Raw genomic sequence first — 15318 nt, forward strand, 5'->3', positions numbered from 1 at the left:
CCTCGGGTCGCTTTATTATTTGGAGTCTAAAATTAAATGGTGATATTCACCTGCACCTTTTATTTTAATATGATGTATTTCATCAAACCCTTCCTCAAAATCAGGTACTTCTAACTTCTTATATGTTGCTCGAACACCGACTTCAGGAATATTGGTTTTACCGCTTCGTTGACCATTGCGTTCTAGCGTACTTTTTAAATCTGTTTCAAAGTAATATGAAATCACTTCAAAGCCTGCTGATTTAGCACGTTGAATATAACGAGCACGGTCTGCTTTGGTTGGGTTGGTATTGTCGATCACCGTTTTGGTTTTAGAGGCTAGACACGCTTCAAAGATCATGTTTTCCCGATGGCGAGTGTTTAGCATGTCTAAGTTAATTCTTAAATGTGAATGCGCCAAATGTAAAAGATAGTAGCTTGATTTGCCTGAAGCTTGAACTCCAGTGAAGATGATCAGTTGCATGGTTCAATTACATTAAAAGTATAAAGCTGAATTAAATCACGGCTTAGACTTTGCTACAATTCAGGTATAAGTCTAATAAATCCAAATAAATAATGTATCGTCAAAGTCTAATTATCGCGTTAAGCATATTCATCTTCAGTCAGCTCACCGCATGTCAAAATTATTATTTAAGTCAGCCCAATGAACCTACTGAAGCGGCCTTGGTTGCCAACTCATATAAAAATGGTTTAAGTGCTGAAATCGAGTTGGATTATCTCAGTGTATTTCAAAATCTGAGACAAGCATATCGTCGATGTATCGGTTTCACACGTGATGATGACCTAGTCTTTACTGAAAATAAGCTTGAAGAGCATATTGAAATGGCAACCCTATTTGCTCGAACAGAACGTGGTGAATATGTTCATAAGGCAACTGTAGAAAAGTTATCACCTACATTGACAAGATTTACCTTGTATTTGCCTCAACGTTATCCTTTTCCCAATGCGCGTTTTGAACAGGATATTAAACGAGCATTGGGCAAAGATGAATACTGTAATATTTAAACCTTGTTAAGCCCCATCTGAACTCATTTGTTCAGGATATTCCTTGCGTTTACCACCTTCATAGCTGGCAAAACGAGGTGTTTCACGTGAAAACGTTGGAGCATCGCTTGGCCAAGGCCAGTCACCAAAATGGGTCTCACGATATCGTTTGAATGCAACATCAAGTTCTTCTTTGCTGTTCAATACAAAAGGCCCTCGCATTGCAACTGGTGCACCAATAGGTTCACCTTCTAACCATAAGATTCTCGCTTCTTGATCACCTGCTTCAAGTTGAATTTCGGTATCAGCTTTAAGCTCTACAAGATGTTTAAATTGAATGGGTGAATCAGCAATATTTAAAGTTGAACCCTGATAAAAGTAAGCAAATCGAATAGAGGTCGCGGTCGTGGCTGGAATTTCAAGGTGTGCGCCAGCTTCTAAAGTAATTAAGTATATATTCACTTTATTTTCTACTGCAGCTGCCCAAGAGTGTGGTGGGCGACTTAATGCATTTTGATTTTGATATTGTCCTGAAATAACTCGTACATCAATGCTGCGAGACTGGTGATCAGTCGCTTTCACATGTGGAATTTGTTCACGCCAAAACATTTTATAATCAGCAGGTTGTTTTTTTTGTTCTGGAGATGAGTTAAACCAAATTTGAAATAATTCAAAAGGATTCTCTCGATCCTGATGAATTAACGGGAACATTTCACAGTGTTCAACACCATTTCCCGTACTTAGCCATTGCACATCGCCTGCAGCATATCGTCCACCATTACCCAAGGAATCAAAATGATCGACATAACCTTGTTCCACTAAAGTAATGGTTTCAAAACCCGTGTGTGGATGTTCGGGAAAGCCGGGAACAACACTACCATAATACATATTGAATTCTTGATTGATTGCAGGATGAACTGGTCCCATTTCAGCATTCCCGGCAGGGTAGTGATCAATATGATGAGCAGTAAAGATGAAAGGATCTTTTAAATCTAAACGAAAAGTAATAGGAGTTATATTATAGATGGGTGAGGTAGACATGCCGACTCCATGATATTTGAATTATTTAAGATCCAAATTAAAGAGAAATCCCTCACTCCACCATGTCTATTTTGTGAGAATAATGTATATCAATCCTCGGCTTGATTATTTTTTGTAGATGATCCGGACTGAGTCAAAAGCATACTGGCTAATTTCACCATTTCACCTTGGATATTACCCATTTGCTTTTCTAAAGCTGTAAAATCGATGTTGTTTAAATTCACTTGGCCGTTTAGTAATGGTGAAGCTAATACATTTTCATTTGCCGTTAAAATATTAGAACGAATCTGGGCAATTTCTTGGCTTTTTAGGTCAAGTCCTGTCAATGCCTCATTAAATCCTAGTAATTGAGATTTCAAACTTTGCACTGACTGATCCAGCTTTTGTGGATCTTTCTTATTTACAGCTTCTTCTAAATCAGATTGTAGCTGTTGAATTTGCTCAATGTATCCACCTGCTTTCAGTTGTACATCTGCCACATCACGTACAATGTAAAACATATTGCCTGACTTTAAGTCAGCTGGATCAGTGACTTGGACAGGAGAAGATTCTTCAACATTAGCTACTGTTGATTCCTTTTCTTGATCGGATTGAGGTTGCGGTTGACAGCCTAACATCACGAGACCGAAGCCAAATAATGCAAAAGGGGTAACAATGCTTTGAAATACTTTCATTAATAAAACCAAATCGTTAATCACTTCATTCCAAGATACGATACAAATATGAGTTAAATCTGAATATTTGCAAAGCAATAACAAAAATTTTGATGTGAAAGAGTAACTTATGATTTTGACAGATTAATGAAGATATTTATTGAATTGAATAAGAAATAATCAAGTGACAAGATCGTCACTTGATCTTGATGAGATTATTTCGCCAGTTCAGCATTAATTGCATCAACAATACGCGCATCATCTGCAGTGATGTCTGGTGCAAAACGAGCAACGACTTCCCCTGTTTTTGAAACTAAGAATTTCTCAAAATTCCATAATACTTCAGGGGGATTATTAGGCGTTAAACCATAATCAACCAGATCTTTCCACCAAGGCCCCTCACCAATACGCTCTGGAATGGCATTTGTTAAAGTTTCATATAGCGGATGTTTATTCTCCCCAACCACTGGAATTTTCGCAAAAAGAGGGAAGTCCACTTGATAATTCACTGAACAAAATTGTTCAATCTCTTCATTGCTTCCTGGTTCTTGTTCAAGAAAGTCATTGGAAGGAAAACCAAGAATTTCGAATCCTTGTTGTTTTTTTTCACTATAGAGTTTTTGCAGACCTTCGTACTGTGGCGTAAGGCCGCATTTAGATGCTACATTCACGATCAATAATACTTTGCCTTCGTATTGTGATAAATCAACAGGCTGCCCCTGGATTGTATTTACTGGAATGTTATAAACTGAAGCCATTTCAATGTCCTAATCATAAAGTACTTAAAATATGTAGATTGAAAATACCATGGCATATAGATCTCACCAAGGTGTCTACAGTGAAAAAAAACAGGCCTGACGGCCTGCTTTATGAGTTAAGATTTTGTCCCGACTTGGTTTTTAAGATTCTGCATATCCTGTAACAAGCTTTGTTGTAACTCAACAGCTTTCTTTTGTAGTTCAGTGATTTCATTCATATCAGGCTTTTCTTTAACACCTGCTTCTGCGAGGTCCAATCCAAGCTCATTCGATTCTTTCATTTTATCTCGAAGAGATGCACCTTCAGTACTTTTGAGCGCAAGTTTGTCGAGATCATCATTAAATTGATCCACATAGTTATCCATCTTCTCAACCACTGCGTCTAATTCAGCTTTATTATTGTTTTGCGCAGCTTGTGTCACTTCGTTTTGAAATGCCAAAGCCTCTTGAGCTTTTGTATTTGAAATTTGATCCAGTAAATCTAAGTCATGTTGAATATCTGCATTTACATTGGTACTTAATGTATTGCTTTGAACTGTTTCAGCGGCAGTAGGTGAGGATTGATCGTTAGACTTTTTATCACAAGCGGTTAGAAAAACAGCTGTAGTGCATAGTGATGCAATGAGAAGTTTTTTCATAATTTATCCTTTTTATATGCTCGGTTCAATGCACTTACATTCACGATGAAGCACATTAAAAAATATTCAGTTAACCCGTTGATGGGAAAATTCAAGCATTTACGATCTCATAGCTCACACACAGCTTCTAGTGTTGTTTTGTAGAGGAATCCCTGTAAAAAAGTGAAAAGTGTTTTAAAATAGAACAGCACTCTACTTAATTTTTTAAGTAAAAATCTCAGACTTAGATGGCTGTTCTGCAGTCATTAACAATGAAGGGGGAGTGTGTTTCATGGAATGAAAAAGTCTAAAAATTGATGAAAACTTGATCTTAACGATTAAATAAAAATTAGGATGAAAATATGACATTTGAAAAAAAGCATTTGCTCTGGGCTTTATCATTGCCAGTCATTGCTGTATTGATTTGGTCGTTGAATATAGCCATTACACGATATGTTGCAGAGTATATTTCACCTGTCAGTATTAGTTTTTATCGTTGGATTATTGCCTTTTTGATTTTAACACCCTTTATCCTGCCTAAAGTCATCAAACAGCGTACTTTGGTACGACAAAATATAGTGAAATTAGCAGTGCTGAGTGCATTTGGTATGGTGCTTTATCAGGGGTTAGCTTACACCGCAGCACATTACACGACTGCAACCAATATGGGCATAATTAATGCCTTTATTCCAATTTTCACCATTTTTGTTTCACTGATGATTTTAAAAGAGTTTCCAACTCGATTTGCAGTGGTGGGTAGTATTTTATCATTTATCGGGCTGATTTATGTCATCGGTCAGGGGCGTCTAGATACACTGATGCATCTGGGTGGGCATTGGGGCGACATGATTATGATCGTCGCGGTATTCTTCTATGCTTTTTATGGTGTATTTCTCAAAAAGTGGCAACTCGAGCTCCCTTTAATGATTAGTCTTTATATTCAGATTGGTTTTGCAGTGTTGTACCACTTACCATTCGTTGCCGTATTGGGGCTCGATGCAATTGATCTGGATAACGGCTTGAGTGTGTTATATGCGGGAATTTTCCCTTCGATTATTGCGCCGTTAGTATGGATGTTGGCTGTTCAACATTTAGGCCCAAATCGTACCAGCATCTTTATGAACTTAATGCCAATCTTTACCGCTATTATTGCTTATGTCTGGTTAAAAGAAGCATGGACGATTTATCACAGTTTAGGCGGAATCGTGATTTTGATAGGTATTGCTTTAGCACAGAAAAAACTTCATTCATAAAGGCTAAGAGTGTTTAAAAAACAGACAATCGATTTATTTTTTTATTATACTTAAAATCTATAAAAGCTTATTGATCTAAATTAACTATCATTAGGCTTTTTAAAAATTAAAATTAATAATTAAAAATAGGTACTTAATTATATCAATTGAACTAATAATTAATCTTTATAAGAAAAATGATGATTTGAAACTCTAAGTCTTAGTAATTGTGTAATATTTTTTTTTGTAGCATAATATGCGTACTGCAGAGAAAGCGATAATACACTCTTTTTCTGTACAGATGAATTTCTGAACCCTCTGGATGTGATTAGCACATCCTTTTATATGCTCAGTCAATACCTTTATGACTGAGCTTTTTTTTGTCTTAAATAATAAGTTTTAAGTCTCAGCATATCATGCTTTTTAAGCACGAATGACATCACCAGTTTCTGCATCTAATATTCGGCTAGGTTCTTGGCTCAGGCCTAAATCTCCATTTAAATAATTTAATTCAGCACCAAAGTACTGATTGACTTCTTGCAATGAGCGAGCGGGGTCTAAACCAGCAGGATTTGCACTGGTTGAAACAATGAACCCATCAAATGCGTTACACAGTGCGATGCAAAGAGGATGGTTGGTGACTCGGATAGCAACCTTAGGATGTTTGCCTCGAATCCAAAGTGGTATTTGCTCATCAGCTGGGAGAAGCCATGTGGTGGCGCGATCTTGATAAGATGTTTGTGACCAACTTTCAATCACCGCATCACGGCGGTCTTGAGGAAGCTTTGATAATAAATGTTCAACCTGACTGACTTGACCAGCCAGTAAGATCACTCCTTTTTCGATAGGGCGTTGTTTTAATTTTAAAATTTGTTTAAAAGCATTTTCATTAAAAGGGTCGCAACCTAAGCCCCATACTGCTTCTGTAGGATAAGCCAAAACGTGACCTTGTTTTAGACATAGAGCAGCCTCAGCAACTGAGGTTGTTAACATAAGCGTTCACCATTCTCTTGATTGAAAAGACTATTGTGAACCTTAATTTTAATTACGGCAACGTAGGTATAACCCAGATTGTTGAATACAGCGTCCTAAAAGTTCTAACTCCATCAAGTGACTGGTGAGTGTCGCTGTGTCTAAATCAAGGGTAGCTGCAATTTGATCGAGATCGCGTCCAACCCAATCTAATTGTTGAAATACAGCTAACAAATGTATAGGAATCGAATGCTCATCATCCTCATGCTTCTCTAGCTTTGGATGGTCTACTGAATGAACTATTTCGTCTTTTTGGAACTCATTAGGATTGTTTTTTCGTAACAGAGATGCTTGTTGATGCTGCCATTGAGTCGGCAGGGCTAAATCTTCAATGATCTGATCAGGATGATCAACTAAGATGGCACCTTCACGAATCAACTGATGGCAACCTTGATGAAATTCACTATAAATATGACCTGGAATCGCAAAGGTCGTTTTACCTTGATTTGCAGCAGCTTGGGCCGTAATTAATGAACCACTGCCCAATTGAGCTTCCGCTACCAATATCCCTAAACTTAAGCCACTTACAATTCTATTTCTACGTGGAAAATTATGCTGAAGCGGTTTTGTCCCGGGTAAAAACTCAGAAATGATGGTCCCGTTCTGCTTCAAGATTTGATCATGTAATGGGCGATTTTGTGATGGGTAAATTAAATCTAACCCTGTGCCGATAACGGCGATTGTTCTGCCATGTTGCAAAGCACCCTGATGGGCTGCTTCATCAATCCCTTGTGCTAATCCACTCGTGATATAAAAACCTTGATCACTCAGATAATACGCAAAATCATATGCGACTTGTTTGCCATGTGGACTTGGTTTACGGCTTCCAACAATGGCAACTTGTGCTTCAGACAAGTGCTGTGCTTTACCTTTCCCAAATAAAATTGGGGGGCGGTCATGATAGGGCATCAATTGCTGAGGATAGTCTGGATCTTGCTCAGTGAGCATAAAATCAGAATGTTGATGAATTTGATACAGAATTCGCTCAAATTCTTGTTGCTGTTGATCAGAGAAAAATTGAGATGCACGCTCGATATGGTTTTTATGTAAGTTGAGCTGATGCCATTGATTTAGATGATTTTTCTGTACAGCATCTTGAGCTGAACCAAAATGCTGAACAAGTTTTTGATAAGCACTGAGTGAATGTTGAACGAGGTACCAGAGTTTAATATAAGCCAACTGATGGTCGTTAATCTCGTTCAACATATCTGCACCTAATTTTAATTTTCAACCATTGGTGATGGTTCTAATACAGCACCCACTTTAATTGGGAGTGCGCTGTCTAGCACGTAAGCGTAACTTAATTGATCGAAAGTTTTAAAAATCATTAAATTGCCCACACGCTGATTAGGCAGTTGAATATTTTCTTTGGTCTTCGGATCTTTAACCACTTCGCCTTGTTGGAAAATACTTAACACGTGACCATTTTTTGCACCGTGAACGCTTCCGCGGTTAATGGTGACAACACTATGTTGAGCTGCTGTACCAATAGAACCCATAACACGAATCACTTGACCGCCTGGCTGAATATCCGTTGTTGCCGTTGGATAGAAGAGGCTTGGTAATTCATTTTGAAATTTAGGTAAAACGTAATCACCGCGACGAACTTCGGCATTAAAACTTTGTTTAAGCTCTAAAGTTGAAATTTCATTTTCGTTGGCAACAGCGACTGCAGTAGCTACCTCAATCAGTTCAAGTGCACCTGTGTACTTTTTCCCTTTTTCATCTAAGAAAACATACGGTTCAGCTTCACGATAAACACCGTAGCTTTGTCCAGGGTTAATCCCTTGACCACGTGCATAAACTGTTTGACCTTCCCCAGCAACGATACGACGATCTGCCGAACCGAGAATATAAGGTGTGCTTTGCAAAGCATCAGGCGCGACGATAATACTTCTTTCTAGCCAAGGTTGAATATCATCCAAGGGAATAATTGGAATGGTATTCCCTAAGCTTTCAACACGTACTTGAGGTTTTAGATTGATAGCACCAAGATGACGACGAATAACGCCTTCACAACCATCACCTTCATCTTTACCAATCAGTGGACGCCCATCTAATGTACAGAGTAGTAAGCGATCACCCGGGTAGATCCAGTGTGGATTTTTGACATGTTTATTGGATGCCCAAATTTCTTTCCAACGCCAAGGTGAGCGCAAAAATTTACCTGAAATGTCCCACAAAGTGTCGCCTTTTTTGACCACATAAACGTGAGGAGCACCGGCCTTAATCGATGGTGGGCTTACATTTGGACTGGCTTGTGTCATTTGCGCGGTAAACAAGCCCGCACTAATGCAAATTGCAAGTGAAAGGCAGTGTTTCTTTAACCCCAGAGCATGTGAAAAAGCCATGCCATTGAAAACCTTTTTCATTATCATAATTCCTAAAATTATGTATCTATTTGCGCTATAATACGCATATTACACGTATTATTTGATGAAGCATTAACTTCATTTAATTTTTAAGATCAATGGCATAGCCGGTGAGGAGCAGCATGGCCTTATTACCAATTTTAAGTTTTCCTGATCCCCGTTTGCGTACTATTGCCAAACCTGTAGAGGAAGTGACGGATGAAATTCGTCAACTTGCTGCAGACATGTTTGAAACCATGTATGAAGCACCAGGTATTGGTCTAGCTGCAACCCAAGTTGATCATCATATTCAGCTTATCGTCATGGACTTGTCTGAAGATAAAAATCAGCCGATGGTTTTTATTAATCCTAAAGTCACCCCATTAACTGAAGATACCCAACCTTATGAAGAGGGTTGTCTATCAGTTCCACAAATATACGATAAAGTTGAGCGTCCGTCACGCGTCAAAATTGACGCAATTAACTTAGAAGGGCAAGCTTTTGAATTAGAAGCTGATGGTCTTTTGGCAGTATGTATCCAGCACGAAATGGATCATCTGAACGGAAAATTATTTGTTGATTATTTATCTCCTTTAAAACGCCAAAGAGCGCGTGAAAAGGTAGAAAAAGTCGTTCGTCAGCGTCAAAAAGAAAAAGTTGCTGTAAAGCGTTAATTCTCTAAGAATTTTAAATATGTTGATAAAGCCCAATTTCGATTGGGCTTTGTTATAATTGCTCAAATTTTATTTGGAATGACAATTTGTTCCGCAATGGGTTGCTGCTGAGTTTCGCAGCAGTATTATTACAGATCGCTGTTTTTCTTCAGCCTTTGCTTCCAGCGCAATACCAAATTGCGCCGGTCTGCGAAACGATCACCCGTGCCTTATTCGAACAACCTAGTCATTCTGGTCTTACCACGCTCGTTCATCACGCTCATCATGTTTCCACTTCACATGCGTTACATGAACATCATGAGTTTAAGCGCTATGTTGAATCCTCGCATAGTGGGCACGATCATCATGACCCAAACCATCAATGCCAATACTGTACTGTATTTGGTAATTTGATTTTGCCACCTGAGCTGAATGTTAAAGAAGTTTTTGTACGTTTAAATATACGTTTGATCGTCTTCCAAAAAGCGTTCAAACATATTTATTTCGACTTACAGCGTTTATTCCTTTTACCTCAAGGTCGGGCACCGCCACTCTTTTCTTAAATATTGTCTTTATTTTTAGGGTCTTGAATGACTCTAGCATTGTCATATTTAAATTTTGAGTGAATATATCATGGCTCAGCCAAAATTCTATTTACAGCCACTAGCGGCTGCGATTTCCATTGCCTTTATTGCGCAAACTTCATTTGCTGAAGTCCAATCTACAGCTTCAAATCCAACACCTGATACACACATGACGAACTTAGCGCCAATTGTTGCTACAGCTCTACAAGGTAATGATGCTAATGGCTTGATTGTACGGGCAAACCCGAAGCAACCCATTCAGCCTATTCCTGCGTCGGATGGCGCAGATTACTTACAAAGTATTGTAGGGTTTAGCAGCGTAAATAGTGGTGCAGGTACGAATGGTGATGTGACCTTTCGTGGAATGTATGGATCACGAATCAAAATTCTAACAGATGGAACTGAAAATTTAGGCGCATGCCCGAGTCGTATGGATTCACCGACTTCGTATATCTCACCTGAGAGCTATGATCGAATCTCGGTGATTAAAGGTCCCCAAACTGTCCAGTACGCCAACACAGGTTCAGCAGCCACTGTGATTTTCGAGCGACGCCCAGAACAATTGAATGATGAAAAAAATTATCGAGGTCAGGCAAGTGTATTAATGGGCTCTTTTGGGCGTTTAGACCAAAATATTGAGGCAGCGGTAGGAGATGAACAAAAATATATTCGAATCAATAGCAACCGGTCAGTCTCAAATAGTTATCAAGATGGTAATGGGGCGACCGTACCATCAGATTGGAAACGATGGAATGCAGATTTAGCATTGGGTTGGACACCTAATGCAGATACATGGATCGAGTTAACTGGCGGTAAGTCTGATGGTGAGGCTGTATATGCTGGGCGAGATATGGATGGTTCTAAATTTGCCCGCGAGAGCTTGGGATTAAGATTTGAGAAAAAGAATCTCTCAGAGGTAGTTAAAAAAGTTGAGGCGCAAGTCAATTACAACTTTAATGATCATGTGATGGATAATTTTAGTTTGCGTGATGTTGATGGCGCGGATCGCGCTATGAGTGTGACACGTCGTACTTTGAATGCACGTTTAGCCACAACGATGGAGTGGGATAAAGCAATATTCATTACGGGTGTTGATACTCAGAATAATCAACATGCTGGTGGAATGTATCATTCAAGCATGCCAATGATGAATACTCCACTGACAGAGGATATGAAGTTTCAATCTTATGGCGGGTTCACTGAATTATCATATCCATTGAATGATCATAATAAGTTGGTCACAGGTGTTCGGGTTGACCAAGTTAAGATTAAAAACTTAACAATGGTTCAAGAACGTCAGGAAACATTACCAAGTGGTTTTATACGGTTTGAAAATCAGCATCCAGAGCATGATGCTAAAACCTATATTGGTCTAGGCTATGTAGAGCGCGTACCAGATTATTGGGAGTTGTTTAAGACAGATTATCAAGGCAATGCTGTTGCTACCTTCAAGGATTTAGAAACAGAAAAAACCTTACAGTTGGATGTTGGATACCAACATAATCACGGGGCATTCAGTTCATGGGCATCAGCTTATGCTGGTTTGATTAATGATTTCATATTATTGAATTATGACCCAGCAAAAATGACTGGTCATGGTAAAAATGCTGCTGATTCTAGAAATGTCGATGCGACAATCGCAGGGGCCGAAGCTGGTGTAGGTTATCAATTTACCAATGCTGTTCAGGCAGATCTTAGTGCGATGTATGCTTGGGGAAAAAACACAACTGATCATCAACCTTTACCTCAAATATCTCCGCTGGAAGCACGTTTAAATTTAAGATATGTGCAAGAGCGTTTTAACTTAGGTTTATTGTGGCGTGTGGTAGATGGGCAGGATCGTGTCACTATTAATCAAGGTAATATTGTGGGTAAGGACTTTAAAACGAGTTCAAGTTTCTCGACGCTGTCTTTAAATGGTACTTATCAAATTCATCAAGGTGTTGATTTGAGTATTGGAATTGATAATGTTCTGGATAAAGTTTATACGGAACACTTAAATAAAGCAGGTAGTGCTGGATTTGGTTTTGCACAGAATGAGCAATTTAATAATATAGGACGTAATTATTGGGCGCGTGTGAGTATGAAGTTCTAGTCATATTCAGTTTATTTGACGTATTAAGCCTAACACCCATTTAGATCGCCGTCTGAATGGGTGTTTTCTTTAAAATTGTCAGACATAAAATATGAATGTCCTTAAATGATATTGTGATGAGGTTATCATTATTTTAAAAATAATAAAAAAGATGTAATGGATAATAAAATGACAACAATGAGTCAAGTTCATCAACTACATGGTCGTAAAGTAAAATTTGATTTCAATCATATTCCAAAGCATTGGATTGAAAATGACCCTGTTTCCACCCATATGTTGAATACAGCACATATGATTTTACCTGCGGGTGAGTTTTGGTTTTGCCGTGTATTTAATAAAGCTTTACCGTTCGTCAAAGATGAACAATTAAAAGCTGACGTGAAAGGTTTTATTCAGCAAGAAGCGATTCATGGTCGTACTCATCAACATGCACAAGTTTATTTTGATCAACATGGATTAGATGTAAAGCCGTTCATTCAACGCATGCATTATCTTTTTGAAATCCTTTTAGGAGAAAATCCAGTAGGTATCAAAATGATGAAAAAAGTGGTTGATGAAAAACGTTGGTTAATCTTCCGACTGGGTGTGATTGCAGCCATTGAGCACTATACTGGTGTGGCAGGGCAGTGGAGCTTGGACAATACTTCATTAGATAAAGCCGATCCAATCATGGCTGATCTATTCCGTTGGCATCTTGCTGAAGAAGTTGAACATCGTACGGTAGCGTATGATTTGTTTAAACATATGTTTGAATCAGAGTTTAATTTTCAAATTTCAAAAAATGCTTTGATGACCTTTATCTTCCCTATTATGGCAGCGGTTTGGGTTGAAGGCGGCAAAACAATTTTGAAACAAGATAAAGATGCAGGTAAGTTTAGACATATGGGTACTTTAAGACTCATTATGCAAATGGAAAAAATTAGCCGTAAGACTGATCATATTCCTACCTTCAGTCATTTAACTTTAGCTACCATCCGTTGGTTTAGTCCAAAGTTTCATCCTGTGCAAGAAGGTAATACTCAACAAGCTTTGGATTATCTAGCACGCTCTCCATCAGCACTTCGAGCTGAGCAAGAGGCAACATTAAAAATGGCTTAAAAATATACATGCAAAAAACCGAGCCTTAGCTCGGTTTTTTATTTATTGATGCATACTTGCCAGCTGTTTTCCTGCATTTTGATATAAATCGAGAGCTTGTTCTTGTTGTGATCGCCCTTTACGCTGTAAATAAAGATCAAGCTTTGGTATTTTTTTTGCGCCAGCATAAATCACAGTATTTTTAGTCAGTAGATACAGTGGATACCACGGCAGTATTCGAGGCTTAAGCCCTAAATTTTTCATTTTTTTACGGCCCATAAAGATTTGGGTAACATCTAAGTGATTCTGGTAGGCTTTCTTCTGCATGAAACGTTTAAAATGTTTATATTCGCGTTCAAATGGTTCTTTGGATAGGCTTACTGCAAGCTGACGACTACTTTCATCCACTTGAGGATGAGCATAATTCATCCATTGCAATAATTTCCAGCCTTCAGACTCTTTATCAATCAGCCAGTGTTCGTCAACACCCATTAACCAGCCTGTATATTTCCAAAAATGCATAATCGCATCGACTTCACTTTTATTTGGAAAAATACCGATTGCTCGAATACCTAAAAGCATTACACCGCTGAAAGCAATATTTGTCATTGCCTGATCATATTGGTTAATCGGCATTCCCCAGATATCCCAGTCCCAATCTTTAGATTTTTTTAGATGGTAGCGAACTAAAGAATGGATGAAACGCACAAAAATAGTTGAAGTAAAGCCATCATTAAAGCGTTGAAATCCATTCGGCTTAGTAACATCTAGCCACCATTTATGCGTTTCTGCTAAGCGCTTGCCTGCATATTTGCTTAGAGCACCTGTTAAAATTAAAGGTTGATTAAAGCCAGGGTATTGATATCCAGTCATTAGCGCGAGATCACGCATAATAAAAGTGACATTCGAGCCTAAACGATGTGTGAATTGAATTGCACGATCAATTTTTTCTTGATCGAACCAAACAGGCTGTTGTTCCACGAGATCAAAGAATGCTTTGATTTCAGGGACTGGTTTGGGAAGAGCATCTAAGCCTTGATATAAGGCTGTTTCAAAAAGCTTTCGATTTTCGCGTGGATTGGTCATCACCCAATCCATTAAGCGATCCATCGGCACATCACCCGTATGTAAACTTTCATTTAACTCTAAATATTCAGCATAAGTTGGAATGAAGTTTTGATCGGTCATTTTGTGTAGAAGCTTGGACAATAGATCGCTACGCTTCATTCGCTCATATGAAGCCATACGTTTTGGAATGCTAAAATTTGACATGGTGTAATTAATCTGGTTATTGTTTGATCAAAGATTAATATGAATATTTATTCGCATTCAATTCGCATTATTAGAATGGCAGCTATGAGAAAAAGACCACAACAACAAAGAGCAAAGCTGGTAGTCGATAGTATTTTGGAAGCGACTCTGATATGCATTTCTGAAATGGGCCTAGATCAAGTCACTACGCCAAAAATATCTGAAAAATCAGGGGTGAGTGTAGGCTCTATCTATCAATATTTCGAAAATAAAGATCAGATAATTTTAGAATTGTTACGCCGTAAGAGTGAAAACTTAGGTTTGTCACTTAAAGCGCTGGCAATGAATCAAGAAGAAATGGATTTAAAAACCTTAGTCGATGTTAGTCTTCAATTCGGATTTGATGTAATGAGAGAAGATAATGGTTTCTTCTTTGAAGTCCTGAAACATTGGCATGGCTACAATAATTCAGAAGCAGCAAAGGTTTTAGAAAAGCATTTTTTTGAAGTTGGTTTATATGTATTTAATCGTTTCTATCGTCATTGGGACTTCGAAACACTTAAGCATAAATCTTTTGTGATTATTAATAGTACCTTGTTCACAATGATGAGGTTTGTAAGCAACAATGATTTTCTTATTTCAGAACAACAGCTTAAGAGAGAACTAAGTGCAATGATTTTGTCTTATTTAGACAGTGATAAGAGTTAAAAGCTCATAAAAATAAAAATTATATATAAAAAACATATAGTTAATTTGTGGTTGGTTTATTAACTATACAAACAAATAGAAAAAATTGAAAAAGTAGTTGCGTTAGAAAATAAATAGCCTATAATGCACATCCATCGGCGGTGATGTTGATTAAAACTTGTTGAAAAACAAGGGTTTAGCTGAATAGGTTGAATCTAAGTTTTGAGAATAAGTTAGAAAATAAATTAACATTGCTAGTTGACTTTCTGAAAAGAAAGGGTAATATAGCCGACCTAGCTTGATG

Annotated in this window: 16 protein-coding genes; 7 read left to right on the forward strand and 9 right to left on the reverse strand. The window is 38.0% G+C overall.

Going from position 1 to position 15318, the window contains the following annotated elements; all coding sequences use genetic code 11:
• Window positions 1-15: 15 nt before the first annotated feature.
• Complete coding sequence (locus AC1M9F_RS10730) at window positions 16-462, reverse strand: AAA family ATPase (RefSeq protein ID WP_481597760.1); 447 nt, start codon at window positions 460-462, stop codon at window positions 16-18.
• 92 nt (window positions 463-554) lie between these two features.
• On the opposite strand from AC1M9F_RS10730, the gene AC1M9F_RS10735 reads away from it, so the two are divergent.
• The gene (locus tag AC1M9F_RS10735; protein ID WP_179999932.1) at window positions 555-1004 is read left to right on the forward strand and encodes a hypothetical protein; all 450 of its coding nucleotides are present in this window, start codon (window positions 555-557) and stop codon (window positions 1002-1004) included.
• 6 nt (window positions 1005-1010) lie between these two features.
• On the opposite strand, the gene AC1M9F_RS10740 is transcribed toward AC1M9F_RS10735, so the two are convergent.
• From AC1M9F_RS10740 to AC1M9F_RS10755, 4 genes are all read right to left on the reverse strand, one after another.
• Window positions 1011-2024, reverse strand: coding sequence for a pirin family protein (locus AC1M9F_RS10740; RefSeq protein WP_481597761.1), 1014 nt, complete (start codon window positions 2022-2024; stop codon window positions 1011-1013).
• An 89-nt stretch (window positions 2025-2113) separates the two neighbouring features.
• The gene (locus AC1M9F_RS10745) at window positions 2114-2698 is read right to left on the reverse strand and encodes a hypothetical protein (RefSeq protein ID WP_481597762.1); all 585 of its coding nucleotides are present in this window, start codon (window positions 2696-2698) and stop codon (window positions 2114-2116) included.
• A gap of 194 nt (window positions 2699-2892) precedes the next feature.
• On the reverse strand, window positions 2893-3435 hold the full coding sequence (locus AC1M9F_RS10750) for a glutathione peroxidase (RefSeq protein WP_481590704.1): 543 nt from the start codon (window positions 3433-3435) through the stop codon (window positions 2893-2895).
• Between the two features lie 116 nt (window positions 3436-3551).
• Window positions 3552-4073, reverse strand: a complete 522-nt coding sequence (locus AC1M9F_RS10755) for a hypothetical protein (RefSeq protein ID WP_092767874.1) — start codon at window positions 4071-4073, stop codon at window positions 3552-3554.
• Window positions 4074-4414: 341 nt separating this feature from the next.
• Here AC1M9F_RS10755 and AC1M9F_RS10760 point away from each other — a divergent pair, with 341 nt between their 5' ends.
• A complete protein-coding gene (locus AC1M9F_RS10760; RefSeq protein WP_481597763.1) occupies window positions 4415-5305 on the forward strand; it encodes a DMT family transporter in 891 nt (296 codons plus the stop codon).
• Window positions 5306-5707: 402 nt separating this feature from the next.
• Here AC1M9F_RS10760 and tsaC read toward each other — a convergent pair whose 3' ends face one another.
• From tsaC to AC1M9F_RS10775, 3 genes are read right to left on the reverse strand one after another with little or no spacing between them, the layout of a single operon-like run.
• Complete coding sequence (gene tsaC / locus AC1M9F_RS10765) at window positions 5708-6277, reverse strand: L-threonylcarbamoyladenylate synthase type 1 TsaC (RefSeq protein WP_481597764.1); 570 nt, start codon at window positions 6275-6277, stop codon at window positions 5708-5710.
• Window positions 6278-6325: 48 nt separating this feature from the next.
• Window positions 6326-7522 carry a DNA-processing protein DprA gene (gene dprA / locus AC1M9F_RS10770; protein ID WP_481597765.1) on the reverse strand — a complete coding sequence of 399 codons (1197 nt, stop codon included), beginning with the start codon at window positions 7520-7522 and terminating at the stop codon, window positions 6326-6328.
• Between the two features lie 14 nt (window positions 7523-7536).
• Complete coding sequence (locus AC1M9F_RS10775; protein ID WP_481592439.1) at window positions 7537-8688, reverse strand: LysM peptidoglycan-binding domain-containing protein; 1152 nt, start codon at window positions 8686-8688, stop codon at window positions 7537-7539.
• 122 nt (window positions 8689-8810) lie between these two features.
• Between AC1M9F_RS10775 and def the strand changes: the two genes are divergently transcribed.
• The 4 genes from def to AC1M9F_RS10795 all read left to right on the forward strand — a co-directional run bounded on the left by def (window position 8811) and on the right by AC1M9F_RS10795 (window position 13097).
• Window positions 8811-9341, forward strand: a complete 531-nt coding sequence (def, locus tag AC1M9F_RS10780; protein WP_035268228.1) for a peptide deformylase — start codon at window positions 8811-8813, stop codon at window positions 9339-9341.
• 86 nt (window positions 9342-9427) lie between these two features.
• Window positions 9428-9883 carry a DUF2946 domain-containing protein gene (locus AC1M9F_RS10785; RefSeq protein WP_481592440.1) on the forward strand — a complete coding sequence of 152 codons (456 nt, stop codon included), beginning with the start codon at window positions 9428-9430 and terminating at the stop codon, window positions 9881-9883.
• Between the two features lie 70 nt (window positions 9884-9953).
• Complete coding sequence (locus AC1M9F_RS10790; RefSeq protein ID WP_481597766.1) at window positions 9954-11999, forward strand: TonB-dependent copper receptor; 2046 nt, start codon at window positions 9954-9956, stop codon at window positions 11997-11999.
• Window positions 12000-12167: 168 nt separating this feature from the next.
• Window positions 12168-13097, forward strand: a complete 930-nt coding sequence (locus AC1M9F_RS10795) for a metal-dependent hydrolase (RefSeq protein ID WP_481597767.1) — start codon at window positions 12168-12170, stop codon at window positions 13095-13097.
• Between the two features lie 42 nt (window positions 13098-13139).
• Here AC1M9F_RS10795 and AC1M9F_RS10800 read toward each other — a convergent pair whose 3' ends face one another.
• Window positions 13140-14348, reverse strand: a complete 1209-nt coding sequence (locus tag AC1M9F_RS10800) for an oxygenase MpaB family protein (RefSeq protein ID WP_481597768.1) — start codon at window positions 14346-14348, stop codon at window positions 13140-13142.
• A gap of 84 nt (window positions 14349-14432) precedes the next feature.
• On the opposite strand from AC1M9F_RS10800, the gene AC1M9F_RS10805 reads away from it, so the two are divergent.
• Window positions 14433-15035: a TetR/AcrR family transcriptional regulator gene (locus AC1M9F_RS10805; protein WP_035268244.1), complete on the forward strand. Its 603-nt coding sequence runs from the start codon at window positions 14433-14435 to the stop codon at window positions 15033-15035.
• Window positions 15036-15318: the final 283 nt, after the last annotated feature.

It is taken from the genome of Acinetobacter sp. ANC_7504 (genome assembly GCF_056779995.1).